The 25,151-nt window shown below is 72.4% G+C and carries 19 protein-coding genes and 3 tRNA genes; 16 read left to right on the top strand and 6 right to left on the bottom strand.

Going from position 1 to position 25,151, the window contains the following annotated elements:
• Nucleotides 1-47 precede the first annotated feature (47 nt).
• The 4 genes from BM385_RS13455 to BM385_RS13440 all read left to right on the top strand — a co-directional run bounded on the left by BM385_RS13455 (nucleotide 48) and on the right by BM385_RS13440 (nucleotide 12,071).
• Nucleotides 48-8,099 carry a hypothetical protein gene (locus tag BM385_RS13455; protein ID WP_093843168.1) on the top strand — a complete coding sequence of 2,684 codons (8,052 nt, stop codon included), beginning with the start codon at nucleotides 48-50 and terminating at the stop codon, nucleotides 8,097-8,099.
• A 5-nt stretch (nucleotides 8,100-8,104) separates the two neighbouring features.
• On the top strand, nucleotides 8,105-10,780 hold the full coding sequence (locus BM385_RS13450; protein ID WP_093843167.1) for a right-handed parallel beta-helix repeat-containing protein: 2,676 nt from the start codon (nucleotides 8,105-8,107) through the stop codon (nucleotides 10,778-10,780).
• Between the two features lie 11 nt (nucleotides 10,781-10,791).
• Nucleotides 10,792-11,664 (top strand): ricin-type beta-trefoil lectin domain protein, encoded by an 873-nt coding sequence (locus BM385_RS27480; protein ID WP_019432296.1) that lies wholly within the window; start codon nucleotides 10,792-10,794, stop codon nucleotides 11,662-11,664.
• A gap of 101 nt (nucleotides 11,665-11,765) precedes the next feature.
• The gene (locus BM385_RS13440; RefSeq protein ID WP_019432295.1) at nucleotides 11,766-12,071 is read left to right on the top strand and encodes a hypothetical protein; all 306 of its coding nucleotides are present in this window, start codon (nucleotides 11,766-11,768) and stop codon (nucleotides 12,069-12,071) included.
• 222 nt (nucleotides 12,072-12,293) lie between these two features.
• On the opposite strand, the gene BM385_RS13435 is transcribed toward BM385_RS13440, so the two are convergent.
• Nucleotides 12,294-13,217: an AEC family transporter gene (locus tag BM385_RS13435; protein ID WP_019432293.1), complete on the bottom strand. Its 924-nt coding sequence runs from the start codon at nucleotides 13,215-13,217 to the stop codon at nucleotides 12,294-12,296.
• A 111-nt stretch (nucleotides 13,218-13,328) separates the two neighbouring features.
• Here BM385_RS13435 and BM385_RS13430 point away from each other — a divergent pair, with 111 nt between their 5' ends.
• The 3 genes from BM385_RS13430 (at nucleotide 13,329) to BM385_RS13420 (ending at nucleotide 15,869) form a co-directional block, all read left to right on the top strand.
• Nucleotides 13,329-14,741, top strand: coding sequence for a M20/M25/M40 family metallo-hydrolase (locus BM385_RS13430; protein WP_019432292.1), 1,413 nt, complete (start codon nucleotides 13,329-13,331; stop codon nucleotides 14,739-14,741).
• Between the two features lie 57 nt (nucleotides 14,742-14,798).
• The gene (locus tag BM385_RS13425; protein WP_019432291.1) at nucleotides 14,799-15,095 is read left to right on the top strand and encodes a type II toxin-antitoxin system VapB family antitoxin; all 297 of its coding nucleotides are present in this window, start codon (nucleotides 14,799-14,801) and stop codon (nucleotides 15,093-15,095) included.
• Between the two features lie 90 nt (nucleotides 15,096-15,185).
• On the top strand, nucleotides 15,186-15,869 hold the full coding sequence (locus BM385_RS13420; RefSeq protein ID WP_093843166.1) for a LytR C-terminal domain-containing protein: 684 nt from the start codon (nucleotides 15,186-15,188) through the stop codon (nucleotides 15,867-15,869).
• A 108-nt stretch (nucleotides 15,870-15,977) separates the two neighbouring features.
• Here the strand turns inward: BM385_RS13420 and upp are convergent, their stop codons facing one another.
• A complete protein-coding gene (upp, locus tag BM385_RS13415; protein WP_019432289.1) occupies nucleotides 15,978-16,613 on the bottom strand; it encodes a uracil phosphoribosyltransferase in 636 nt (211 codons plus the stop codon).
• 148 nt (nucleotides 16,614-16,761) lie between these two features.
• On the opposite strand from upp, the gene BM385_RS13410 reads away from it, so the two are divergent.
• From BM385_RS13410 to BM385_RS13390, 5 genes are all read left to right on the top strand, one after another.
• Nucleotides 16,762-17,310: a tRNA adenosine deaminase-associated protein gene (locus BM385_RS13410; RefSeq protein WP_019432288.1), complete on the top strand. Its 549-nt coding sequence runs from the start codon at nucleotides 16,762-16,764 to the stop codon at nucleotides 17,308-17,310.
• A 9-nt stretch (nucleotides 17,311-17,319) separates the two neighbouring features.
• A complete protein-coding gene (gene tadA / locus BM385_RS13405; RefSeq protein ID WP_019432287.1) occupies nucleotides 17,320-17,808 on the top strand; it encodes a tRNA adenosine(34) deaminase TadA in 489 nt (162 codons plus the stop codon).
• 10 nt (nucleotides 17,809-17,818) lie between these two features.
• Nucleotides 17,819-17,905 (top strand) — tRNA-Ser (locus tag BM385_RS13400).
• A gap of 220 nt (nucleotides 17,906-18,125) precedes the next feature.
• Nucleotides 18,126-18,908, top strand: a complete 783-nt coding sequence (locus BM385_RS13395; protein ID WP_019432286.1) for an RNA polymerase sigma factor SigF — start codon at nucleotides 18,126-18,128, stop codon at nucleotides 18,906-18,908.
• 201 nt (nucleotides 18,909-19,109) lie between these two features.
• Nucleotides 19,110-19,964, top strand: coding sequence for an RNA polymerase sigma factor SigF (locus tag BM385_RS13390; protein WP_019432285.1), 855 nt, complete (start codon nucleotides 19,110-19,112; stop codon nucleotides 19,962-19,964).
• Nucleotides 19,965-20,011: 47 nt separating this feature from the next.
• On the opposite strand, the gene BM385_RS13385 is transcribed toward BM385_RS13390, so the two are convergent.
• Nucleotides 20,012-20,215, bottom strand: coding sequence for a hypothetical protein (locus tag BM385_RS13385; RefSeq protein ID WP_026047166.1), 204 nt, complete (start codon nucleotides 20,213-20,215; stop codon nucleotides 20,012-20,014).
• Between the two features lie 129 nt (nucleotides 20,216-20,344).
• Between BM385_RS13385 and BM385_RS13380 the strand changes: the two genes are divergently transcribed.
• From BM385_RS13380 to BM385_RS13370, 3 genes are read left to right on the top strand one after another with little or no spacing between them, the layout of a single operon-like run.
• Nucleotides 20,345-21,634 carry a family 16 glycosylhydrolase gene (locus BM385_RS13380; RefSeq protein WP_175542976.1) on the top strand — a complete coding sequence of 430 codons (1,290 nt, stop codon included), beginning with the start codon at nucleotides 20,345-20,347 and terminating at the stop codon, nucleotides 21,632-21,634.
• Nucleotides 21,635-21,659: 25 nt separating this feature from the next.
• Nucleotides 21,660-22,073: a Rieske (2Fe-2S) protein gene (locus tag BM385_RS13375; RefSeq protein WP_093843165.1), complete on the top strand. Its 414-nt coding sequence runs from the start codon at nucleotides 21,660-21,662 to the stop codon at nucleotides 22,071-22,073.
• Nucleotides 22,074-22,092: 19 nt separating this feature from the next.
• On the top strand, nucleotides 22,093-22,965 hold the full coding sequence (locus BM385_RS13370; protein ID WP_093843164.1) for an LLM class F420-dependent oxidoreductase: 873 nt from the start codon (nucleotides 22,093-22,095) through the stop codon (nucleotides 22,963-22,965).
• A gap of 382 nt (nucleotides 22,966-23,347) precedes the next feature.
• On the opposite strand, the gene BM385_RS13365 is transcribed toward BM385_RS13370, so the two are convergent.
• From BM385_RS13365 to BM385_RS13355, 3 genes are all read right to left on the bottom strand, one after another.
• Entirely contained in the window at nucleotides 23,348-23,935 is a 588-nt protein-coding gene (locus BM385_RS13365; protein ID WP_019432279.1) for a class I SAM-dependent methyltransferase, read from the bottom strand.
• 337 nt (nucleotides 23,936-24,272) lie between these two features.
• Nucleotides 24,273-24,345, bottom strand: a tRNA-Arg gene (locus BM385_RS13360).
• Nucleotides 24,346-24,472: 127 nt separating this feature from the next.
• Nucleotides 24,473-24,565, bottom strand: a tRNA-Ser gene (locus BM385_RS13355).
• Between the two features lie 143 nt (nucleotides 24,566-24,708).
• Here BM385_RS13355 and BM385_RS13350 point away from each other — a divergent pair.
• Complete coding sequence (locus tag BM385_RS13350) at nucleotides 24,709-25,098, top strand: SSI family serine proteinase inhibitor (protein WP_093843163.1); 390 nt, start codon at nucleotides 24,709-24,711, stop codon at nucleotides 25,096-25,098.
• Nucleotides 25,099-25,151: the final 53 nt, after the last annotated feature.

The raw sequence follows: 25,151 nt of genomic DNA, 5'->3' as shown, positions 1-25,151 counted from the left end.
ACGCCCCCGGCGTCGGCGCCGTCACCGTCCCCGGCGTCGGCACGAACATGCCCGCCGTCAACGCCCCCGGCGTCGGCGCCGTCACCGTCCCCGGCATCGGGACGAACATGCCGACCGTCAACGCCCCGGGTGTCGGCGCCGTGACCACGCCCGGCGTCGGCGGGGTCACCGTCCCGGGTCTGGGCACCAACATGCCCGTCGTCAACGCCCCCGGCGTCGGCGGCGTGAACGTCCCGGGCGTCGGCGTCAGCATGCCGGCGCTCAACACCCCGGGCGTCGGCGGGTTCAACCTCCCGGGCATCACCACCTCCATGCCGGGCGTGAACACCCCGGGCGTCGGCGGTGTCACCGTCCCGGGCGTCGGCGCGAACATGCCCGTCGTCAACGCCCCCGGCGTCGGGGCCATCAGCCCCTCGATCTCCTCGCCCGGCCTCGGCAGCTTCACCAACATCAACGTGCCGGGCGTGGGCGCGGTCGACGCGCCGGGGCTCGGCGGCCAGGGCAACATCAACACCGGCGGCATCGGTCAGGCCATCACCCCGCCGACCCTGAACAACGTCGGTGCCAAGTTCAGCTCGCTCCAGCTGAACATGCCGAACATCGACGCCAGGATCGTCGATCTTCCCTCGATCAACGCGCAGCTGAACGCCGTGCCCGGCACCAGCGGTACCCCGGCCCCCGGCAGCGTGAGCGTCCCCGAACTCGGCATCAACCTCAACTCCGGCCAGGGTCTCGGGCACGTCAACACCCCTGAGATCAACGCGATCAGCCACGTCGTCCCGCCCGCCGGCGCCACCGTCACCCCGCCGTCCGTCGGCGCCGTCACGGTGCCGGGCGTCAACGGCGTCACCACCCCGAACGTCGGCAACGTCGGCGCCATCACCACCCCGGGCGTCGGCAACGTCACCGTCCCCGGCGTCGGCAACAGCATCCCCCCGGTCACCACCCCCGGCGTGAACAACGTCACCACGCCCGGCGCCGTCACCACCCCGGGTGTCAACGGCGTCACCGCCCCCGGTGCCGGCAACCTCGCGGCCGGCGGCACCACCGGCGTCGGCCACGGCGTCACCCCGCCCACGCTCCAGAACGTCGGCGGCACGTTCGACTCGCTCCAGCTGAACGTCCCGAACATCAACACCCGCCTCGCCGACCTCCCCACGGTCAACAGCCAGGTGAGCGCCGTACCGAACACCGGCAGCACGCCCGCCGTCGGACACGTCAGCGTCCCCGACCTCGGCATCAACCTGAGCGGCGGCCACGGCGCCGGGCGGATCGACACCCCCGAGATCACCACGACCGGCCAGGTCAACCCCGGGGTCGGCGCCACCCTCACCCCGCCGTCCGCGCAGGTCGCGCCGCCCGCCGCCCAGGTCGCCCCCGCGACCGGCCAGGTGACCCCGCCCCCCGTCGCCACCCCGGCCACCGGCGCCGTCACCCCCGCCGTCACCCCGGGCACCTCCCCCGTCGGCCTCGGCGGCACACCGCACACCCCCGCACCCGGCGGTGGCCACGTGAACACCCCGCAGGTCAACGCGAAGCACAGCGGGACCCCCGCCGCGCACGAGATCGGCCGCGTCGACCTGACCCAGCCCGCGCCGCCCGCCAAGCAGCCCGGCATCGAGTCGCTGGAACTGAAGGCCGGTGGCGCGCACCCGATCCCGCTGAGCCCGATGGATCTCCAGAACCTGCGCACCCTGGGTCTGTTCGGGCCGCCCCCACCGCTCCTGGTGGGCATGGTGACGACTCCGGCCGCCAACCCCCTGGCCCACACCTACCGGGACATCCCGGGACTGGACGGCGTCGCCGTCCGGGTCGAGCCCCCCACCGAGTCCAACCGGCACTTCCAGGTCACCATCACGGAGAACACGGGCAACATCCCCCATCTCGACGCCCGTCTGGAGGATGGCGTCATCCGTGTCGAACGGGTACTGAGCAACGGCAGGACGCAGCAATGGGACTTCGACCCGGTCACCCACGACCTGACCGTCCAGCCCGGCACCATCAGCTTCCTCGAAGGACTCATGGAGGGTCGCGGCGGAACCGGCTCCGTGGGCCTGACCCCCCTGCCCCCGGCCCCCGCCGCGAGCACGTCGGGTACCGCGGTCGGCAGCGTCGCCCCCGGCGGGCCCGCGCCACGCGCCATCGACCTGCCGGGCCTGGGCGGCCGGCAGGTGGAGCTGCGGTTCGGCCCGGACGGCGCGATCAACGACGTCGTACCCGCACCCGGTGGAACGGACCGCGTCCGGGTCACCCCGAACGGGGACCGGAGCACCTTCGACGTGGACATCACGGTCGACGCCCGGCGGAGTGAGAACTACAGCTTCAACCTCGCCGCGGACGGCACCGTGACCTTCCGCGGCCACCGCCAGGACATCACCCTCACCCACGGCGACTTCAACGACGTCCGCGTCTCCGTCGAGCGCGCGGAGAACGGCGGTTTCCGGAGTGCCGACAGCCCCCGGCCCAACACCATCGTGGAGGCGAACGGCGGCGGCCTGCAGATCAACCCGACCGACGGCGGACGCGTCACCGTCTTCTACGACGCGAACGGCGCCTTCGGCCACCGCGACCTGGCCCTGGCCGCCGGCGCTCTGCAGGGCATCCAGACCCTGCGGACCACCGCGGACGGAACCATCAGCCTGATCCGGCCGGACGGGACCGTCGCGCCCACCCCCACGGCCCCCATCGAGTTGACCGGCGGCGGCACCCGCGTCCAGTTCGGCGGCCGGGACATCGTCATCGGCCCCAACGGCGACCACACGCACAACGTCATCACCCTCACCGGCGCGGACGGCAACCCCGTCGGTGTCGTGCACCAGCCGACCAGCCCCCCGTACGCGGGCCCCGGCGCGCACCCGCTGGACGCGGCCGGCAACCCCATCGGCACCACCGACCTGGTCCGGCACGGCGACACCGGGTTCGTGCTGCGCACCGACGATTCGCTCACCTTCCACACCGGCAACGGCAACCACTCCTTCAGCGCCCCGGCCCTCCGTGACACCCCGCTGGACGGGAACTTCCTGCGGGGCGGCGACAACCCCGGGCTGTTCAACGCGAACGGCGAGCCCATCGGCACCGCGACCCCGCAGCCCGGCGGCGCCGTGCGGATCCAGCACGGCGACCAGCACCTCGTCCTGGGCCCGGGCCGCGACCACACCCACAACGTCACCACCCTCACCCGCCCGGGCACCGGCGCGGGCGCGGGCACCACCACCGTGGGCTACCTCCACCTCCCGGTCGGCGGAACCCACCTCACGCCGGGTGTCCACCCCGTCAACGCCGGCGGCACCGACCTCGCCCGCCTCACCGTGGTCCAGCACACCGACGACGCGCTCGTCCTGCGCGGCACCGACGAACTCACCTTCCACCACGCGAACGGCCGCCTCGATTTCAGCGCCGCCGCCCTCACCGGCACCCCGCTCAACGGCACGTTCCTGCGCACCGGTACCCACCCGGCGCTGTTCGACGCGAACGGCGGCCTCGTCGCCACCCCGACCCCGCAGCCCGGCGGCGCCCTGCGGATCCAGCACGGCGACCACCACCTCATCCTGGGCCCGGGCCGCGACCACACCCACAACGTCACCACCCTCACCGGCCCGGACGGCACCACCGTCGGCCACGTCCACCTCCCGGTCGACGGAAGGCGCCTCACACCGGGATCCCACCCCGTCAACGCCGGTGGCACCGACCTCACCGACCTCGCCGTGGTCCGGCACGGCAACGACGGATTCGTCCTGCGCGGCACCAACGAACTCACCTTCCACGGCGCGAACGGGCGGCACGATTTCAGCGCCGCCGCGCTCAGCGGCACCCCGCTCAACGGCACGTTCCTGCGCACCGGTACCCACCCGGCGCTGCTCGACCCGAGCGGCAACCCCTTGGCCGGCGTGGACGTCGTCGCCCAGCCGGGCGGCGCCTTCCGGATCCAGAACGGCAACCAGGGCATCGTCGTGGGCCCCGGCCGCGAGCACACCCACAACGTGGTCGGCCTCACCGACGGCAACAACGCCACCGTGTACGCGCACATCCCGGTCGGTGACGGCCGCATCGCCCCCGGCGCCCACCCGCTGGACGCGGCCGGCAACCCGCAGACCGCCCTGGGCCTCGGCCGCCACGGCGACAACGGTTTCCACACGACGGGCGACACGCGCATCACGGCGTTCAGGAAGGACGGCAGCTTCGAATTCGAGGCCGTGCGGCTGGGCACCTCCAACCACAGTGTGCGGACGTTCAGCGTCACCACCAACGGCCAGACGGTGACCGCCCTGGACGTGTTGGACAACACCACGCTCGCCAAGGTGGACGACGTCCGCATCACCTCGCTCGACGGCGGCGGCTTCCGCTTCCGGAACGCCGACGGCACCACCATCACCCTGCACGGCGCCGACGGCCGGGTCACCAGGACCGCGCAGAGCGTCGAGGTGCCCGTGGGCGAAACGAACGTCACCCGGTTCCGGGTCACCGACGCCGACGGCACCACCTTCGACACCATCCGGCTCTCCGACGACGTGGACGGCGCGTTCCTGCGGGTGGACAACAACACCCTGCTCGACGGGAATTTCGCCACGGTCGGCAACCCCCGCGCCACCGTCACCGCCGACGGCGCCAACTTCCGCGTCACCCGCGGCGACGACCAGGGCCTCAGCGCCGGCGAGTACAAGGTGTACGACGGCAGCGGCAAGCTCGTCGAGCAGCGGATCAACGTCTTCCGGGACGGCGAGCTCATCCGGGGCCAGCACCTCAAGGTCACCTACACGGACGGCGCCACCAAGGGCACCTGGACGCGGATCAGGACCGGCGACACCGGCGCGGTCATCGCTCCGACCCCGAACCGGTACACCGACCTGTACGACGGCGGCGCGGTCGACATGAAGGGTCACGGCAACGGCGTCGTCCGCCTCACCCACCACGGCGGCGCCGAGGTGTTCATGCGCCGCCCGCTGCACAACGGCAACACCCTGGACGTGCACACCTCCTCCAGCGGCGGCGACTTCGGGCGGATGAGCCAGCGCCCGCGCTGGTCGGAGATCACCCCGGGCGGCACGATCGCCCAGCACGGCACCCGCCACTGGGGCGAGTCCACACGCAGCTGGTTCGATGTCGCCGACACCGGCAAGCTCAGCGCCGTCAGCCACCGGGTGCGGCACTTCCGGGCCAACCCGGACGGCGGCCACGTCCTCACCGAGATGGACGCCGTACCGGCCGGGCAGGCCCTCACCAAGGGCACCTGGCACCGCTACGACGCCGACTTCAAGCACCTGGCCGAAGGCACCCGCGACTGGGGCCACGGCCGGGGCTGGACGGATGTCGCGATCAACCCGCGCACCGGCAACACCGTCACCGTGCACGAGAAGTTCGGCCGCTTCCAGCCCACCCCGCACGACGTACGCCGCTACCAGCAGCTCACCGTCAACGCGGACGGCTCCTTCAAGGAAGGCAGCTGGGTCTCGCACTCCCCGGCCGGCAAGGAGACCGGGATCGGCAAGCAGCTGGAGAACGGCAACTGGCTGGAGAGCCAGCGGCTGGCCGAGCAGCGCCCGCCGGTGTGGTTCCGCAACGTGCTCTCCCCCGACACCTACTTCCACACCTCGCTGGACAACTTCAGCTACCTGCGCAGCGACAACAGGTTCCAGATCGCCGTCTGGAAGGAGAGCCCCACCGCGGGCGGCGCCCCCACCACCAAGGGCATCTCGGCCACCAGCGGCAACGGCACCATCCAGTCCATCAACCTGTCCGGCGACATGGTCCGCGAGGTGCGCAAGCTCGGCAGCGGCAACGAACTGAGCGTCGGCGACGTGAAGATGCCGCCCGGCACCGTCATGCAGGGCAAGGACCTCCCCTGGTCCGAGGGCGCGGACAAGCTCCAGGGCTTCCGCACCTTCGACACCGACGCCTTCACCGTCACCAACACCCGGCCGGGGCCCGCGCCGGCCCCCGCCCCCGGCGCCGCGGCGGGCGCCCCGGCACCGCAGCCGCCCCTCCGGCCGGACCTGGCCGCCCGGCCGGACACCAACGCCGAGAACATGCTCTTCCAGGACCGGTTCCGGCCCGACCAGGCCACCGACGGCGTCAACCCGTACGTACGGGGAGACGGCGACACCGGTGTGGCCCGGATCGGGTTCAAGGACGGCTCGCTGATGGAGTTCCGGCCCTCGCCGGCGGTCCGCACCGGCGAAGGCGTGACGGTCGGCAGCGGAGACCGGACCTTCCGGCTCACCGTCGACTCCCGGTCCAACGACTGGACGCACTACGACATCCACGGCAACGTCATCGGCCGCTCGGACACGTTCACCAGCGGAACCGGCGGGCAGATCACCGTCATCTCCAAGGGCGCGCCCGACAGCAAGAACCTCACCTGGCAGGCGTTCGACGCGACCGGGGCCGAGGTCGCCTCCGGCATCCGCACGATGGCCTTCAACGGCAAGATGGGCAACAAGCTGTACTGGGACCGCGAGTCGTTCCAGGACTTCGCCTCCGTCCGCGGCGCCGACGGCCGGGTGATCAAGGGCGAGACGGGCCCGCTGCTGCGCGAGCACCGGATGCTGGCCGACGGCACGACCCTCGACGCCTGGCGGCAGACGAACCCCGACGGCTCCATCACCTGGCACTGGAACAAGATCGACCGGCACGGCAACATCCAGTCCTTCGGTGAGGTCGGCGACCGCACCCGGATGTGGATCGACGCGGACGGCGCCAAGCACGCGGACTGGCAGAACGGCTTCCGCTGGGAGGACACCTTCACCCGGGACGGCACCGTCTTCAAGATCCAGGAGATGCCCAAGCAGCCGAACAACGGCAGCACCAGCGCCTGGAGCAACGACGGCCCGCCGCGGGTCCGGGAGTACCACGCGGAGCCGCCGGCCGCCGGCACGGTGGGCGGACTCAACCAGGACCTGCGGGTGTGGAAGGAGTTCGACAACGGCATCGAGATCCGCCGCCGCATCAAGCTGGACGACGGCACCTTCCTGGAGAGCCACGAGTGGACGAAGCAGTGGCGCCGCTATGCCGAGCCCGGCGGCGTCCAGTTCGTCATCAACGAGCGCACCATGTCCGGCTACGTCTACAGCTACGACCCGTTCGGCCGGGCCTCGCTCACCAGCCAGGACGCCCTGCACCGGCTCGGCGACTGGGCGGGCGCGCTGGTGACCGGCCGGACGGCCCCCGCGCCCGCGCCGCCGGCTCCGATGACCTCCATGCCGCCGGCGCAGCTCATCGGCCGCGACACCAACTACCTCGGCCTGGCGACCGAGTACCGCGGCTTCAGCCGGATGTACCGCGAGGTCAACGACCAGCAGTGGACCCGGCCCCAGGTCGGCGCGGGCGAGTCGCAGTACGCCTCGTTCATGAGCAAGGGCGCCCGGTCGCTCGCGGTGGACATGGCCCAGGAGTGGATCATCGACTTCCTGGCCACGCTGACCATCACCGGCATCATCTCGGCGGCCACCGACACCGAGTTCACCTGGCTGGACGTGGCCAAGGCCGCCTTCGGCGCCACCATCGCCGCTGGCGTCAAGGGCACCTTCTCGCTGGGCCACTTCTCGGACAACCGGGGCGGCTGGACGAAGGTGGGCAACAGCCAGGTGGACGCGGGCAACCCGTTCACCCGGCGCCCCAACGACGACAACATGGGCAGCGAGTACGCCGGTATCGAGAAGATCACCCGCTGGCGCTCCGGCAGCTACGACTTCAGCGTGGCCATCGCCTCCGGCATCATCGGCGGCTTCATCTCCGGTGCCGCCTCGGCCGCGATCTTCGGTGTCAAGGACGCGAACGGCAATGTGGTGAAGCTGGAGGGTCTGGACGCCTTCCTGGAGGGCGCGGGCGCCGCGCTCGGCGGCGTCATCGGCGGTGTGAGCATCGGTGCGGGCCGTACCGCGCTGATTCACAACCTGAGCGGCCGCTGGTACCACCGCCAGGGCGCCCTCGACATCTTCGGCATCCCCTTCCTGGGCAAGATCGGCGACAAGGGCTTCAGCATCGGCTTCATGGGCGGCTTCCTCCGTGAGGAGTTCGACCGCCCCTGGTACACCGCCTCCTCCGGTGACGGGGAGAATCCGGAGAGCACCGAAGGCACCGACAACGCCGAGGAAACGAACTGATACCGATGAAGATCCTGGTCGCTTCCAAGGGCCGCGGCGCCCACCGCACCATCGCGCGCGCCCTGGCCGCCGCCGAGGCGGGCGCGGTGATCTCCATCGCGCCCGGCGAGTACCCGGAGTCGCTGCGCCTGGAGCGCCGCGTCACCCTCCAGCCGGCGGCCGGCGCCGGGTCGGTGGTCGTGCGCCCGCCGCAGGGCCCGGCGGTGACGGTGGCCGCCGCCGACTGCCTGGTGCGCGGCCTGGCGCTGCGCGGCCAGGACCCGGCCCAGCCGCTGGTGCGGGTGGAGGACGCCTCGGGGCTGACCCTGGACGACTGCGCGCTCAGCCACGGCCGGGTCGAGGTGCTGGGTTCCCCCGGCGCCCCCGCCGATCCGGACCGGGAGCGGCTGCCGCTCACCGTGGACGACGATCTGCGGGCCCAGCTGGACGATCCGGTCACCGGCGGGGTACTGGTGCTGCGCCAGACCCGGCTGCACGGCGCGCACCACACCGCGCTGCACCTGGACGGTGACGCGCGGGCCCGGGCCGAGGACACCGTCATCGACTCGGTGGAGGGCATCGGCGTGGTCCTCTCGGGCGCCGCGGTACTGCTCGCGGAGCGGCTGCGGGTCAGCGACGTGTCCGGTTCCGCGCTGCGCGCCCGGGGCAACTCCCGGCTGCTGGTGCGCGACGCGCGGCTGGCCGGGGCGGGACGGCACGGGGTGCTGGTGCAGGACACCGCGCGGGCCCGGGTGGAGGACTGCCGGATCGACGCGGTGTCGATGTCCGGGGTGCAACTGGACCACGAGGCGCGGGCGGAGCTGACGGACTGCCGGATCACCGGGGTCGGCGGCAGCGCGCTGGCGGCGGGCGGGACGACGCGGCTGACGGCGACCGGCTGCCGGATCGTGGAGCCGGCCGCCAACGGGCTGCTGACGCTGGGCGACGCGGCGGCCGAGGCGGTCGACTGCCGGCTGTCCCGTACCGGGTTCTCGGCGCTGCACTTCGCGGACCGCTCCACGGCTACGGTGCTCGGCACCACCGTCACCGACAGCCGGGAACACGCCCTGGCGGTCACCGACTCGGCCGCCGCCGAGCTGTCCGGCTGCACGCTGACGGGGCCGGGGCTGTGCGGCGCGCAGGTGACGGACGCGGCCCGGCTGACGCTGCGCGGCAGCCGGGTGGTGGGCGGGGAGACCGGGGTGCGGCTGCGGTCCTCCGGCGAGAGCGAGCTGCGCGAGTGCGCGATCAGCGGCCAGAGCAAAGGCGGCGTGGAGATCGGCACGGACGCGACGGTGGCGCTGGTGGCCACCTCGGTCACCGGGGTGGGCAGCGCCGGGGTGACGGTGGACTCCGGGGCCCGGCTGCGGATGGACGGCGGCGGGGTGTACGGCGCGGGCGGCAGCGGGCTGGTGGTGTGGCAGGGCACCGAGCCGACGGTGCGCGGGGTGCGGATCGAGCGGGCCGGGAAGAACGGCATTCTGATCGGGGAGAAGGCGCGCGGTGTGTTCGAGCACTGCGATGTGTCGGGGAGTACGTTCCCGGCGCTGCACATCGGGGCGCACGCCGAGCCGGTGTTCCGGGGCTGCCGGGTCTTCGACTGCGACCAGGACGTGGGGACGGCGAACGGCGCGCAGCCGGTGTTCGAGGAGTGTGTGTCGGTCCGGGTGGCTTCGGCGGTGCTGACCGGCGGCCCGGGCGGCAGCGGTCCCGGCGGCAGCGGCCCGGCGGGCGGCGGGACCGGTGGCGGCCGGAGCGGCGGCGGTACGGGCGGCAGCGGCAGCGGCTCCGGGGGCCGGCCGGGGGTGCCGCAGGACGGCACCGGCGGCACCGGGCCGGTCACGGCGGACGGCGCGGAGGGGGGCCTGTCGGAGGCGGGCGAGCCGGAGCCCGAGCCGGAGACCCTGGAGGAGCTGCTGGAGGAGCTGAACGAGCTCGTCGGCCTGGAGGGCGTCAAGGGCGACGTCGGCGGCATGGTGAAACTCATGCAGATGGTGCGGATGCGCGAGGAGGCGGGGCTGCCCGCTCCGCCGCTCTCCCGCCATCTGGTGTTCGCCGGCAACCCGGGCACCGGCAAGACGACGGTGGCCCGGCTGTACGGCCGGCTGCTGAAGGCGCTGGGCCTGCTCTCCCGGGGTCATCTGGTGGAGGTGGACCGCAGCGCCCTGGTGGGCGAGTATGTGGGGCACACCGGCCCGAAGACCACCGAGGCGTTCCAGCGGGCGCGCGGCGGCGTACTCTTCATCGACGAGGCGTACGCCCTGGTTCCGGCGGGCGTGGCCAACGACTTCGGCGGGGAGGCGATCGCGACCCTGGTGAAGCTGATGGAGGATCACCGGGACGAGGTGGTGGTGATCGCCGCCGGGTACCCGCAGGACATGGACCGGTTCATCGGCTCCAACCCCGGTCTGTCCTCCCGGTTCACCCGCACCCTGCTGTTCGCCGACTACTCCACGCAGGAACTGGTGAGCATTGTGGAGCACCACGCCCAGCAGCACAGTTACGAGCTGAGCGACGGCGCCCGTGAGCGGCTGGCCGCCTATGTGGAGGCCATTCCGCGCGATGACCGGTTCGGCAACGGCCGTACCGCGCGCCAGCTGTTCCAGCAGATGACGGAGCGCCAGGCGATGCGCGTCTCCGAGATGACCACACCCGAAGCGCACGCGCTGATGACGCTGCGCGAAGAAGACCTTCCCCTCTGACAGGAGAAGACATGCCCCAACCACCCGGGCCCGAGGCCCGTTTCGCGGAAACCTTCGCCCGCTCCCCCTCCCGTCCGCCGCGCGGTCTGGTGCCCGGCCGCCGGGTGTGGACCTCGCTGGGCTCCGGCGCCGTGCTGGCCGCCGCGACGATCCTGGCGGTGCCGTTGCTGAGCGCCAACGTCTTCGACGGTGGCGACGCCGCCCCGGTGGCGAACATCCAGCCGCAGCTGCCTCCCGTCGTGGTGGACGAGGATCCCGCTGAGGAGCCGGAGGAGGAGCCGGCCGAGGAGGAGGAAGAGGAGCAGGAGGAAGAGGAGGAGAAGCAGGAGGAGGAGAAGCCCGCGGCTCCGCCGGCCGCTCCGCCGCCGGCCGCCGATCCGCCGCCGGCCGCGAACGAGCCGGAGCGGCAGGAGGAGGAGCCGGCGAAGAAGGAGGAGAAGAAGAACGATCCTCCGGCCGACACGAAGAACGACGACCCGCCGGCCCCGTACAAGGTGCGCGCCGATGTGCGGATCGCCGGTCTGGACGGCAAGTGCCTGGACGTGTCCAACTCGCGGACCGCCAACGGCACACCGGCCATCGTGTTCGACTGCAACGGCACCAACGCGCAGAAGTGGACCTTCTGGTCGGACGGCACGCTGCGGGCGATGGGCAACTGCCTGAGCCTGGTGGGCGCCAAGACCGGTGACGGCACGCTGCTGCACATGTGGGACTGCACGGGGAACGCCACCCAGCGGTGGGCGATCTCGCCGAACAACGACATCGTGAACATCTCGGCGGACCGCTGCCTGGACATCCCCTGGGCGGACACCAGCAGCGGCACCCAGGTGCAGATCGCGGACTGCTCGGGCAACCCGGCGCAGAAGTGGACCATCTCCGGCTGACCGGACGCCGGATCGTATACGCGTTCCGGCCGTGCCCCGGAAGGGGTGCGGCCGGCAACTCGGGGCAGGGGCAGGGCCATCGGCGGGATACCGTCCCGTGCATGGCCTACCCCTGCCCCGACTGCGATGCCCCGCAGGCGGTGACCGCGCTGGATGTGCGCGGCGAGATCTTTCTGCACCCCTGTCTGTCCTGCGGCTGGCTGCCGGCCGCCGCCCCGCGCCCGTCCGTGCTGCGGGCCAACGCCCCGTGCCCCACGCGGGGCTGCGACGGTTCGGTGGGCGAGATCTACCAGTACGACGAGCGGGCGCTGCGCGCGGTGCGGCGGGAGCACTGCCCGCAGTGCTACGGGGGCGGGGCCGGCGCCGCGCTCAGCGCGCCGCCGTCCCACCGCGCAGCGGTGCGGTGAGCTCGGCCCGCAGCCGCAGCGGGGTGGTGGCCGCGCCGGGTGCCTGGTCACCCCTCCAGGGCGCGGCCGATCGGGCGCCAGGAGGAGGGATCGGGTGAATCGGCGGCATGAACGGTGGAGCCGTCCGCCCCGGCCTCGGACCGCGTCCGCGAAGAGACCGGCCGTGGGCAGCGGCCCCGGCATCTCCGCTCGGAAATCAACAGGCCGGCGCCGAAGTCCGCATCAGCCGAGCAGGGCGGCCACCACCACCAGCACCGGGATCGCCAGCACCGTGGAGAGCAGGATCGACTCGCGGGCCAGCCGCACCCCCACCTGGTAGCGGGAGGCGTAGGTGAAGAGGTTCTGGGCGGCCGGCAGCGCCGAGGTCACCACCACGTGGAACACGTCGGTGGCCCCCAGACCGAACACCCAGGTGGCCACCGCCCAGGCCACCAGCGGCATCCCGGCGGACTTGAGCCCCACCGACAGCCACATCGGCCAGCGGTCGTCCCCCTGCCCCGGCAGGCTGCTCCCGCGCAGCGAGATCCCGAACGCCAGCAGCACGGCGGGCACCGCCATGTTGCCGATCAGCACCGCCGGCTCCAGCAGCGGCTCGGGCACGGTCCAGCCGGAGGCCGCCACCGCCACCCCGGCCAGCGCGCTGATCACCACCGGATTGCGGAACGGGGTCAGCACCCGCTGCCACCACGGGGTCGCGGCCCCGCCGCGGGTGGACAGATCGAGCACGGTCAGCGCCACCGGCATGACGATGAGCTGCTGGAAGAGCAGCACCGGCGCGACCAGCGTGGCGTCGTCCAGGACGTACACGGCGATCGGGATGCCGAGGTTGCCGGCGTTCACATAGCTGGAGCACAGCGCGCCCACGGTGGTCCGCCCCACCCCCCAGCGCCGTACCGCGCCCACCGCCACGAAGACGGCCGCGACCGCGCCGGTGGAGACGGCGGTGACCAGCAGCGGAGTGGAGAAGATCACGCTCAGATCGGCGTCGGAGAGGGTGGTGAACAGCAGCGCCGGGGTCGCCACGTAGAAGGCGAGCTTGGTGAGGACCTCTCGCCCGTTCTCGCCGAGCGATCCCCGCCACCCGAGCAGATAGCCGGTACCGATGATGCTGGCGATGATCGCGAAGCCCGTGATCACACCACCCATGGGGGCAACTATGTGTCGTGTACATCTAAGAGGTCAATGTGATCTCGACTACGGGAGACGCACCGGCGGCCTCCGTGACACACCGCGCCCCATTCCCTACGGTGACGCTCCGTGCGCACTCGAATCCGTACGATCATCGCCCCGCTGACCGCCCTCCCCCTGCTGCTCCTCGTGGGCGCCGCACCTCCCGACGCCCGGGCCGACCGCGCCGAGCGGCTCGCCCGCGTCCTCGCCGAGGACACCACCGCCGACGGGGCCCTGCGCCACCTGACCGCCTTCCAGCGGATCGCCGACGCCTCCGGCGGCCACCGCGCGGCCGGCAGCCCCGGCCACGAACGCTCAGCCCGCTACGCCGGCGAACTGCTGACGGCGGCCGGCTACCGGGTCGACTACCAGCGCTTCGGCTTCTCCTACCGGGAGACCACCGCCGAACGCCTCACCACCGACGACGGCCGCGACATCCCGATCCGGGCCATGACGTACACCGCCAACACCCCCGACGACGGGCTCACCGCCCCGCTCGCGGTGGCCGGCGGGCTCGGCTGCACCCCGGAGGACTACCCCGGCGACACCCACCGGGGCCGGATCGCCCTCGTCGAACGCGGCGACTGCACCTTCGCCGCCAAGGCCGAGCAGGCCGCCGCGGCCGGCGCGGTGGCGGCCGTCGTCTACGACAGCGCCCCGGACGGCGGCCCCTTCGGCGGCACGCTCGGCGACCCGGACGCCGGCGTCCTCCCGGTCGGCGGCATCTCCCGCGCCGACGGCCTCGCGCTCGCCGCCGGCGACCTCGACCGGCCCGTCCGCCTCGACCTCGCCCAGCGCGCCGAGGACCGCGAGACCGTCAACGTACTGGCCGAGACCCGGGGCGGCGACCCGGACCGGGTGGTCATGGCCGGCGCCCATCTGGACTCGGTGGCCGACGGACCCGGCATCAACGACAACGGCTCCGGCTCGGCCGGCGTCCTGGAGACCGCCCTGCGGCTGGCCGACCACTACCGGGGCGGCGGCGCCACCGTCCGCTTCGCCCTGTGGTCGGCGGAGGAATCCGGGCTGCTCGGCTCCCGGCACTACGTGGACGGGCTCACCGAGGACGAGCGGGCGGCCATCTCGGTCTACCTGAACTTCGACATGATCGCCTCGCCCAACGCCGGCTTCTTCGTGCACGACGGCACCGGCGCGGCGGACGGCTCCGCCGCCGTCACCGGTCATCTGACGGAATACCTCGCCGAGCAGGGCATCACCGCCGAGCCGATCCCGTTCAACGGCCGCAGCGACTACGCGCCCTTCCTGGAGGCCGGCATCGCGGCCGGCGGCAGCCACACCGGCGCCGAGGGCCTGAAGACGGAGGACCAGGCCGCCCGCTGGGGCGGCACGGCCGGTGCCCCGTACGACCCGTGCTACCACGCCGCCTGCGACGACCTCGGCAACCTCGACCGGGCGGCCCTGGAGGCCAATCTGCGGGTGATCGCGCGGGCCGTCGGCCACTCCGCGTGGCTCCCCGACGCCCTGACCACCCCGCGCTGACGGCCGGAAAATTCCGTGCGGCTGCGAAGCCCGGGCCCCGCCCGGTAGGCTCTGCGTGTGATCTTCAAGCGCATCGGAACCGGCCGACCCTACCCTGACCACGGCCGGGAGAACACCCGGCAGTGGGCAGACGTCGCGCCGCGCCCGGTGCGTCTCGACCAGCTGATCACCACCAAGGGCCAGCTGGACCTGGAGACGCTGCTCGCGGAGGACTCCACCTTCTACGGCGACCTGTTCGCCCACGTCGTGAAGTGGCAGGGCGACCTCTATCTGGAGGACGGCCTGCACCGAGCGGTCCGCGCCGCCCTCCAGCAGCGCCAGGTCCTGCACGCCCGGGTCCTGGAGCTCGACTGACGGGGGCGGCGGTCGGCCGTTCGGGGCCGGTTGAGCAGATCAGCTGATCATTAATAGGTCCATGGGCCCACGGGTGACTACGCTGCGTCCATGAGCATGCTGACGCCTCCCGGCATGGGCGGAAAGAAATACCGCGTCACGGGCGACCGCTACCCCCGGATGCGCCCCCCGCGCCGTCGCCGCCGCACGGTGGCCCTGGCCCTGTCCACCGTCGCGGTGCTCGGGCTGGTCGGCACCGGCACGCTCCAGCTCATCCGGGTCTTCTCCGCCGAGGCCGAGGGCGAAGGACCCCAGCGGGCCGCCGCGTCCGGCGCCCGCGAGTGCGCCACCGAGCGCCCGGAGACCGAGGCGGAGGGCGCCTCGGGACCGCTGGCCGAGCTGCCCGAGCCCAGAACGATCACGGTGAACGTCTACAACGCCACCACCAGAACCGGCCTCGCCCAGCAGACCGCCGACGCGCTCGCCGAGCGCGGCTTCGTCATCGGCACCGTGGACAACGCGCCCGAGGAGCTGGACGGCAAGGTCGAGGCCCCCGGGCTGCTCCTCGGCGCGGGCGAGGCCCAGGAGAACGGCGCGCTGGCGGTGGTGGGCGCCCAGCTCGCCGGCGCCGAGCAGGCGGAGGCCGACGCCGCCGACGCCCGGGACACCCCGGAGGTCGACCTGGTCATCGGCGAGGGCTTCCAGCAGCTCACCGCCCCGCAGGACGCGGCCCGCGCCCTCGAAGCCCTCCAGAAGCCCGACCGCGAGACGGAGGCCGCCGGCCAGGAGTGCTGACCGGCGCGCCCCGAGGTGCGGGACCGGCGGACACCGGCTGTCCGGGCGACCGGCGTGGCGTACGGCCGTGGCCTTACCGCCGGTCCGGCGGGACCGGCCGGACCGCCCTCAGCCGGCCGTGCCGTACAGCCGGTCGCCCGCGTCGCCCAGGCCCGGCACGATGTAGCCCAGCTCGTTCAGCCGCTCGTCCAGCGCCGCCGTCACCACGGTGACCGGCGCGCCGGCCAGCTCGCGCTCCATCAGCTCCACGCCCTCGGGCGCGGCCAGCAGACAGATCGCGGTCACATCGTCCGCGCCGCGCTCGATCAGGTCCCGGATCGCCGCCACCAGCGTGCCGCCGGTCGCCAGCATCGGGTCCAGCACGTACACCTGACGCCCGGAGAGGTCCTCGGGCATCCGCGAGGCGTACGTCGCCGCCTGGAGCGTCTCCTCGTCCCTGATCATCCCCAGGAAGCCCACCTCGGCGGTCGGCAGCAACCGCACCATGCCGTCGAGCATCCCGAGACCCGCCCGTATGATCGGCACGACGAGCGGCTTGGGGTGCGACAGACGCACCCCCGTCGTCGCGGCCACGGGGGTGGTGATGTCCACGAGTTCGGTGCGGACGTCACGAGTCGCTTCGTACGCCAGCAGGGTGACCAGCTCGTCAGCCAGCCGCCGGAAGGTGGGGGAGTCGGTGCGCTCGTCGCGCAGCGTGGTCAGCTTGTGCGCCACCAGCGGGTGGTCGACGACATGGGTCCGCATGAAGGCGACAGTACCGAATGCCCCGGACACTCCCACTGCCGGGCGGATGCGGAATATCGCGCAGGTGAACTGCCGGGTTACCCGACAGGGCACCCCTTTTCTGCCACGATGCTGAGTGGCAGAGCCAAACCGAGTGGGGAGAGTCACGGTGTACTTCACCGCACTGCTCGCGCGGACCGATGATGGTTGGGAAGCGAGTGATACCGAGTTCGACGATGTGGAGAGCCTGGACGAGTTGGCCGATCTGGCCCGGGAGGCGGCTCCCGACGACACCGTCCTGGTCTGCATCGAGCAGGAGGGCGTCTGGTTCGGCGTCGTCCGGATCGACGGCGAGGACGATCCACGCGTCTTCGTCTCGGACGCCGCACGCGCCATGCGCAGCGCGTACGGCGAGATCCTGCTGACGGACGAACTGCTGGGCCGTCGGTCCGCGGACGACGGCATGCTGGCCCTGGACGACCTGGACGACCTGACCGACGACGATGTCGCGGGCGACCGGGACACGGACGACAACGACAGCGACGACGACGGGGCACTCGATCCCGACGCGGTGCCGCGCGGCCCGGTGGGCGACGCGGGACTGCTCGCGGATTTCGGCATCGACGCCGCCGCCGTCCTCACCCTCTCCGCCGACGACGCGCTCAGCGAGATCGCCGAGACGCTGGGCGCCGCGGATGTGCTGGAGGCCGTCAGGTGACCGCGCGCGATGGGTGACCCGGACCCGTTGCGCGACCCCTGGATCCCCGCGATGCGCCAGGCCCTGGAACTGGCCGGCACGGCGGGCGAGGCCGGTGACGTACCCGTCGGGGCGCTGCTGCTCGGCCCCGGCGGGCCGGACGGCGCCGTCCTCGGGCGGGGCCACAACGCACGCGAGACGACCGGCGACCCCACCGCGCACGCCGAGGTGCTGGCGCTGCGGGAGGCCGCCGGGCGGCTCGGCGACTGGCGGCTGGCCGGCTGCACCCTGGTGGTCACCCTGGAGCCGTGCACGATGTGCGCGGGGGCGATCGTGCTCTCCCGCGCCGAGCGGGTGGTGTACGGCGCCCGGGAGGCGAAGACGGGGGCGGCCGGCTCGCTGTGGGACGTGCTGCGCGACCGGCGGCTCAACCACCGTCCCGAGGTGATCGACGCGGTGCTGCCCGGGGAGTCGGCCGCCCTGCTCACCGAATTCTTCGGGCGCGGCGACGGATGCTAAGCTTCGCGACGGTAGCGTGTCCGAGCGGCCGAAGGAGCTCGCCTCGAAAGCGAGTGTGGGGGCAACTCCACCGAGGGTTCAAATCCCTCCGCTACCGCGTCTGTGTACCGGGCCCGATCCCCTCCGCGGGGGTCGGGCCCGCGCCGTATCCGGGCGGGACGAGCGGCGCCGTACCCTCCCGCCGGGCCGCGCTCCCGGCCCGTCCGGCCCTTCCCGGCGATCAACACGTGGTAATCCGGTACTTGCACACGTGGACATGTCTTGTGATGCTATGACCGCTTTTGCCGTTGATTGAAACGTGAAAGGGTGGTCGGCAGGTGGCGGTGACGCAGACCCGGGGCGCCCAGGCTCGGGCGCTGACGCAGGCACTGTTCGAGCAGCTCGACCGGCTGGAGGCCGGCACCGCCGAGCACGCCCGGGTCCGTGGAGCCCTGATCGAGGCCAATGTGCCGCTGGTGCGGTACGCGGCGCTGCGCTTCCACAACCGCAACGAGCCGATGGAGGACATCGTCCAGGTCGGCACCATCGGCCTGATCCACGCGATCGACCGCTTCGACCTCGGGCGCGGTGTGCAGTTCCCCACCTTCGCGATGCCCACCATCGTGGGCGAGATCCGGCGGTACTTCCGGGACAGCGTGCGCTCCGTCCACGTACCGCGCCGGCTGCACGAGATGTGGGCCCAAGTGCGCGGCGCCACCGAGGAGCTGACGGTGGCGCTGGGCCGGGACCCGAACCCCGCGGAGATCGCCGAGCGGCTCCAGGTCCCGGAGGAGGACGTCCTGGCCTCGCTGGAGGCGGGCAGCGCGTACCGGGTCTCCTCGCTGGAGGCGGCGCAGGAGCGCGACGAGGGGTCGGCCGGTCTGGTGGAGCGGATCGGGTACGAGGACCCGGAGCTGGCCGGGGTCGAACACCGGGCGCTGGTACGGCATCTGCTGGTGCAGCTGCCGGAGCGCGAGCAGCGCATCCTGCTGCTGCGCTACTACCGCAATCTGACCCAGTCGCAGATCAGCGCGGAGCTGGGCGTCTCGCAGATGCACGTCTCGCGGCTGCTCACCAGGAGCTTCGCCCGTCTGCGCTCCGCAAATCCGATCGACGCGTAACGCGAACGAGGGACCCAAGTCCAGGAACTCCGGGGTTCGCTGTGCCGTTTTATCGACATGACGCTACATCGTGTTGATGACTTGTGACATTCTGCTAGAACCGCGTTTGCCGTGGCGGCAGCTCCGGTATCCACGAGGGTGACGCCACTTCTCGTACCGAGTGCGCCGCCGTGAACCGTCCACGACCTCCAAGGGGGTGGCATGTCCGTAGAACTGGGCAGCTCCAAGGTGCTCACCACAGCCGGCACGCCGCAGGAACCCGAACCGCTCCCCGCCGTACCGCCGACCGACAACCTCGACACCCGCACGCTCTCCCGCTCGCTGTTCCAGCGCCTCGCCGGCCTGGAGAAGGACAGCCCCGAGCGCGGCTACGTGCGCGACACCCTCATCGAGCTGAACCTGCCGCTGGTGCGGTACGCGGCGGCGCGGTTCCGCAGCCGCAACGAGCCGATGGAGGACATCGTCCAGGTCGGCACCATCGGCCTGATCAAGGCGATCGACCGCTTCGACTGCGAACGCGGCGTGGAATTCCCGACGTTCGCGATGCCCACCGTCGTCGGGGAGATCAAGCGCTTCTTCCGCGACACCTCGTGGTCGGTCCGGGTCCCGCGCCGGCTCCAGGAGCTGCGGCTCGCCCTCACCAAGGCCAGCGACGAACTCGCCCAGCGCCTGGACCGTTCGCCCACCGTCGCCGAACTGGCCGCCTGCCTGGGCGTCTCGGAGGAAGAGGTCGTGGACGGCCTGGCCGTCGGCAACGCCTACACGGCCAGCTCGCTGGACTCCCCCGCGCCCGAAGAGGACGGCGGCGAGGGCTCGTTGGCGGATCGGCTCGGCTACGAGGACGGCGCGCTGGAGGGCGTGGAGTACCGCGAGTCGCTGAAGCCGCTGCTGGCCAAGCTGCCGGCGCGTGAACGGCGCATCATCATGCTGCGGTTCTTCGCCAACATGACCCAGTCGCAGATCGGCGAGGAGGTCGGCATCTCGCAGATGCACGTCTCCCGGCTGCTGACCCGCACGCTCGCCCAGCTGCGGGACGGTCTGACAGCGGAGGAGTGACGTCCCGGACCGGCGGGAGATCGCCGGTCCGGGCCGGTGAACACGGATCAGCCGAAGGCGATCCAGGCCGCGCCGACGAGCGCGAGGACGCCCACCACGACGCCGACGATCAGCCCGATGCGCGGGCCGGCCGAGGCGGACTGCTGAGCGCGCCGCTGCGGCGGCTCCTCGTCCACGAAGGCGCGGAACATCTGAGTGCTGCCCGCCGGATCCTGCTGCGGGTTCTGGGGTGCTTGGGGGTTGTGAGCCATGTCCGGTGACCCTAGCGAACGCCTGCGCTCGGAACACAGTCCGGCCCCTTGAGGATGGCTTAACCTCGCCCTAAGGCTGGTCTATACCAACACCTTGTCATGCCCACATGGCACCGCTGAAATGGTGTCATGAAGCGGAGACACGCACTGCGTACCCCCACCCGCCGCCTGCTGGCAGCCGGTCTGACCCTCGCTCTGGGCTGGACGGCGCTGACCACCATGTCCGCGACCGCCGAACCCGATCCCGGGCCGTCCGCGGCCCAGGTCCTGTTCCACGACGACTTCAACGGCCCCGCGGGCTCGGCCGTCGACAGCTCCAGGTGGCAGCTGGAGACCGGCGACAACAGCGGCAACAACCGCGAGCACCAGTACTACACGCCGGGCAACAACAACGCCGCCCTGGACGGCAACGGCAACCTGGTGATCACCGCGCGCAAGGAGAACCCGGCCAACTACCAGTGCTGGTACGGGACCTGCCAGTACACCTCGGCCCGGATGAACACGGCCGGAAAGTTCACCACCACCTACGGCAAGGTCGAGGCCCGCATCAAGGTGCCGCGCGGCCAGGGCATGTGGCCCGCGTTCTGGATGCTCGGCTCCGACATCGGCCAGGTCGGCTGGCCGGCCAGCGGCGAGATCGACATCATGGAGAACGTCGGCTTCGAACCCGGCACCGTCCACGGCACCCTGCACGGCCCCGGCTACTCCGGCGGCGGCGGCATCGGCGCCGGCTACACCCTGCCCGGCGGGCGCCACTTCGCCGACGACTTCCACACCTTCGCCGTCGACTGGTCCCCCAACCGCATCAGCTGGTCGGTGGACGGCGTCGTCTACCAGACCCGCACCCCGGCGGACCTCGGCGGCCGGCAGTGGGTCTTCGACAAGCCGTTCTTCATCATCCTCAACCTCGCGGTCGGCGGCGAATGGCCCGGCTACCCCGACGGCACCACCGTCTTCCCGCAGCAGCTGGTCGTCGACTACGTGACGGTGACCTCGTACGACGGCGGGGACGGCGGGGACGGCGGGGGCGGCGACGGCCGCACCGGCCCGATCACCGGCCTGGCCGGCAAGTGCGTGGACGTCTCCGGCGGCAACACCGCCAACGGCACCCCCGTCGTCCTCTACGACTGCAACGGCACCTCGGCCCAGCGCTGGACCGTCCACTCCGACGGCACCCTGCGGGCGCTCGGCAAATGCCTCAGCCTGGTCGACAGCCGGACCGGGGACGGCACCAAGGTCCACCTGTGGGACTGCACCGGCAACGCCACCCAGCGCTGGGCGATCAGCGGCGCCCGCGACATCGTGAACATCGCCGCCGACAAGTGCCTGGACGTCCCCTGGGCCGACCCGGCCAACGGCAACCAGCTCCAGATCGCGAACTGCTCCGGCAACCCCGCCCAGAAGTGGACGGCACCCTGAGCCCGCGCCGTTCGTTCACCGGGACATGAGAGCCACTGACCGACCCCTCACGTCCCCCGGCCGCCGCGCCGTCCTCACCGGCGCGGCGGCCACGGCCGGCGCCCTGTGCCTCGCCGCGTGCGGCGGTGGCGGCAGCACGGAGAGCACTCCGAGCGAGCTGACCCTGGACGACGTCCCGGTCGGGGAGGCGGTCGCCGTGAAGACCACCTCCGGCGACGACGCCCTGCTCTACCGGTCCGGCGAGAGCGACCTGGTCGCCTTCTCATCGGTCTGCACCCACTACGGCGGCAAGGTCTCCCCCGAGGGCACCCAGCTGCGCTGCCCGCTGCACAACTCGGTCTTCGACGCCGCCACCGGCGAACCCCTCTCCGGCCCGGCCACCAAGCCCCTCACCCCGCTGGACGTGACGACCGAAGGCAACGAAATCACCATCGTCTGAGAACGGAGATGGCAGTCTGATGCCCATGACGCAGCTGAAGGACACCATCGGCAGGATCGGCATCTGGACCCCCGTACTCCGCGCGGAGGACCCCGAGCGCCGCGCCCAGGTCACCGAGGCCGCCACCGAACTCGACCGGCTCGGCTACGGCGCGATCTGGCTCGGCGGCAGCCCCCGCGTCCGGGAGACTGTCCCGCTGCTGGAGGCCACCTCCCGCATCGTCGTGGCCACCGGCATCCTCAGCATCTGGAACGACGAGCCCGCCGACGTCGCCCAGGCCTACCGCCGCGTCAGCGCCGCCTTCGACGACCGCCTCCTGCTGGGCCTCGGCGTCAGCCACCAGATCCTCACCGAACGCTACGAGAAGCCGTACTCCGCGATGCGCGCCTTCCTCGCCGCCCTCGACGAGGCCACCCCGCCGGTCCCCAAGGACCGCCGCGTCCTGGCCGCCCTCGGCCCGCGCATGCTGGAGCTCGCCCGCACCGAGTCCGCCGGCGCCCACCCGTACCTGGTCACGGCGGCCCACACGGCCCGGGCCCGCGAAGCCCTCGGCGACCAGGCGCTGCTCGCCCCCGACCTGAAGGTGGTCCTGGACGAGGACGACACCCGCGCCCGCGAGACCGCCCGCGCCTACCTCGCCCGCTACCTGGCCCTCCCCAACTACACCAACAACCTCAAGCGCCTCGGCTTCACCGACCCCGACTTCGAGAACGGCGGCTCGGACGCCCTGCTGGACGAGGTCTTCGCCCTCGGCACCCCGGACGCCGTCCGCACCAAGGTCGCCACCTTCCACGAGGCGGGCGCCGACCACGTCGCCCTGAACGTGGTCACCCGGGACGACACCGAGATCCCCCTCCCCCAATGGCACACCCTGGCCGAGGCCCTGCTGTGACCTCTCACCCATAGGCCCCGAGCACAGCCACGAACAGCGCCGGCCACCCCCAGCACGGACCGCACCGCGGCTTCCCGCAGTTCGTCCGTCGGATGCCCGAGCGCCAGCGACGCCGCCGCCTCGCGGCGCAGCACGGCGAGGAAGTCGGTGTCCCCGACCGCACCGGCCGCCGGCGCCTGGGCGGCCCCGCCCCGTTCCCGCTTAGCCAGCAGCAGGGCGTACGGCTCGACGAACTCCTCCAGAGGCACCTCCTCCCGCCCCGCACCGCCGAACCGCAGCAACGACTCGGCGAGCGCGAACTTGTACGTGCGCGTGTTGGCCCCCATGAGCACCGCCATCCGGAAGCAGGCCCGGGCCGACCGCTCCAGCTCCAGGAAGGCGCTCACCGCTCGAACACCAAGACGGTCCAGGAGACCTCGGCCCGCCCCATCCGGTCCGGATGCGAGCCCCGGTGCACCGGGACCAGCCCGTGCCCCGCGGCCAGCGCCACCGTCTCGTCACCGGACACCTCGAACATCCGCCGCCCGGCGGGCGGCGGCCCGTGCCGCAGCGTGATGACGACCCGGCCCGCTGGCTCCACCAACTCCGCCAGCCGCGCCATCCCCACACCCCGCTCCGCCGGGTCGAGATGCATCCACACCGCCGACAACAGCACCAGCGCGAACGGCCCGCTCACCCCACCCACCTCGGGCAGCGCACTGTCCATCCACTCGATCCCCGGCTCCGGATGCAGCCGCCGCGCCACCTCCCGCAACGCATCGGTGGGCTCCACAGCGACCACGCGATACCCCCGCCCGGCCAGCGCGGCGGCATCCCGCCCGCTCCCCGCCCCCACATCCAGCACCCGCGCCCCGGCCCCCGGCAGAAAGGCCACGACGTCCCGGTGCACGTCCTCGAACCGCACCCCCTCATAAGCCCGAGCCAACTCCCCGGCCCGCACCCGGTACTCCTCCTGACCTGCCAACTCCACAGCGCCCACTCCTCCCGGTCCCGAGCCCGGCCCGAGGCTATCCACCCCCACCGACACCGCCCCGCAGCACCCAGCGGAACTCCTGCGGCTCGGCATCGAAGAAGAACCGGCTCGTACGCCACGGCCCGTACGGATCGATCGCCCCACCCACGAGATCGGCCAACGCGTCGGTCCCGTAACTCACGGCCATCGCCACGGACCGCCACCACCGGTCAACCGGCACTCGGCCCACCCGGGCCCCGCCGGCTCCCACGCCGGCTGGAAATCATCCGGCACACCAGAATGGTGCCGTACGCACGAAAAAGCCCCCGGCGGGTGATCCGCGGGGGCTTTGCTGTGCGCTCGGCAGGATTCGAACCTGCAACCTTCTGATCCGTAGTCAGATGCTCTATCCGTTAAGCTACGAGCGCCTGCGGTCCGTGTGGACCGGCTTGCGGGGACAACATTACATGACCTGCGGCCGAGGGGGAAATCCGCTTCCGCGGGGGTGCTGACCTGGGCCGATACGCCAAAAGCCCCGGTCGGGGACCGGGGCGGTGGCGGAGGCTCCGGGATTTGAACCCGGGATGGGGGGTTACCCCAAACCGCATTAGCAGTGCGGCGCCATAGACCAGACTAGGCGAAGCCTCCTCGCACACTGTGCGTGGCACATGATGCCACAGCCGCGGCGCGCTCAGCCAATCGGTTCCGCAACGAACCGGGCGCGCGGGCGTTAGCAGGGGGCGGGCGGGAATCCGTCCGTGCCGGAGTCCAGCCCCTGGAGGCGTACGCCCATGCCCAGCAGTTCCCTTGCCGCCCTCGTTCTCGCCGCGCTCGCCGCCGGGGCGCCGCCCGTGCCGCAGCCGGCGCACGAGCTGACCATCACCGTGCGCGACCTCGGGGAAGCCGACGGTGTGTACCGGCTCAGCTGCGGACCGGCCGGCGGGGACCACCCCGAGGCCGCCGGCGCCTGTGCCGCCCTGGAGGCGGCGGACGCGCCGTTCGCGCCGCTCGCCGAGGGGACGCTGTGCACCCGCGTGTACGGCGGGCCGGCCACCGCGCGGGTGGAGGGGGTGTGGCGGGGGGAGACGGTTTCGGCCGACTTCAACCGGACGGACGGCTGCCAGATCGCCCGCTGGGACGCGCTCGTCCCGGCGCTGCCCGCGGCCGGCGACCACTCCTGAACAGCGCTTCCACGAACGGACCACCGCGCCGGGGACCGCTGGCCGTAGACTCC

Source organism: Streptomyces harbinensis, from assembly GCF_900116145.1.
In the GTDB taxonomy this organism is placed as follows: domain Bacteria; phylum Actinomycetota; class Actinomycetes; order Streptomycetales; family Streptomycetaceae; genus Streptomyces; species Streptomyces carpaticus.
The sequence above is the reverse complement of the archived record's forward strand: the minus strand, read 5'-3'. Positions and strand labels throughout refer to the sequence as shown.

Coding starts and splice junctions, on each gene's coding strand:
- upp (WP_019432289.1), bottom strand. CDS start 16,613: ATGCGGACCCATGTCGTCGACCACCCGCTGGTGGCGCACAAGCTGACC.
- BM385_RS13370 (WP_093843164.1), top strand. CDS start 22,093: ATGCCCATGACGCAGCTGAAGGACACCATCGGCAGGATCGGCATCTGG.
- BM385_RS27480 (WP_019432296.1), top strand. CDS start 10,792: ATGCCCCAACCACCCGGGCCCGAGGCCCGTTTCGCGGAAACCTTCGCC.
- BM385_RS13440 (WP_019432295.1), top strand. CDS start 11,766: ATGGCCTACCCCTGCCCCGACTGCGATGCCCCGCAGGCGGTGACCGCG.
- tadA (WP_019432287.1), top strand. CDS start 17,320: ATGGGTGACCCGGACCCGTTGCGCGACCCCTGGATCCCCGCGATGCGC.
- BM385_RS13455 (WP_093843168.1), top strand. CDS start 48: ATGCCCGCCGTCAACGCCCCCGGCGTCGGCGCCGTCACCGTCCCCGGC.
- BM385_RS13420 (WP_093843166.1), top strand. CDS start 15,186: ATGAGCATGCTGACGCCTCCCGGCATGGGCGGAAAGAAATACCGCGTC.
- BM385_RS13450 (WP_093843167.1), top strand. CDS start 8,105: ATGAAGATCCTGGTCGCTTCCAAGGGCCGCGGCGCCCACCGCACCATC.
- BM385_RS13380 (WP_175542976.1), top strand. CDS start 20,345: ATGAAGCGGAGACACGCACTGCGTACCCCCACCCGCCGCCTGCTGGCA.
- BM385_RS13435 (WP_019432293.1), bottom strand. CDS start 13,217: ATGGGTGGTGTGATCACGGGCTTCGCGATCATCGCCAGCATCATCGGT.
- BM385_RS13385 (WP_026047166.1), bottom strand. CDS start 20,215: ATGGCTCACAACCCCCAAGCACCCCAGAACCCGCAGCAGGATCCGGCG.
- BM385_RS13390 (WP_019432285.1), top strand. CDS start 19,110: ATGTCCGTAGAACTGGGCAGCTCCAAGGTGCTCACCACAGCCGGCACG.
- BM385_RS13350 (WP_093843163.1), top strand. CDS start 24,709: ATGCCCAGCAGTTCCCTTGCCGCCCTCGTTCTCGCCGCGCTCGCCGCC.
- BM385_RS13375 (WP_093843165.1), top strand. CDS start 21,660: ATGAGAGCCACTGACCGACCCCTCACGTCCCCCGGCCGCCGCGCCGTC.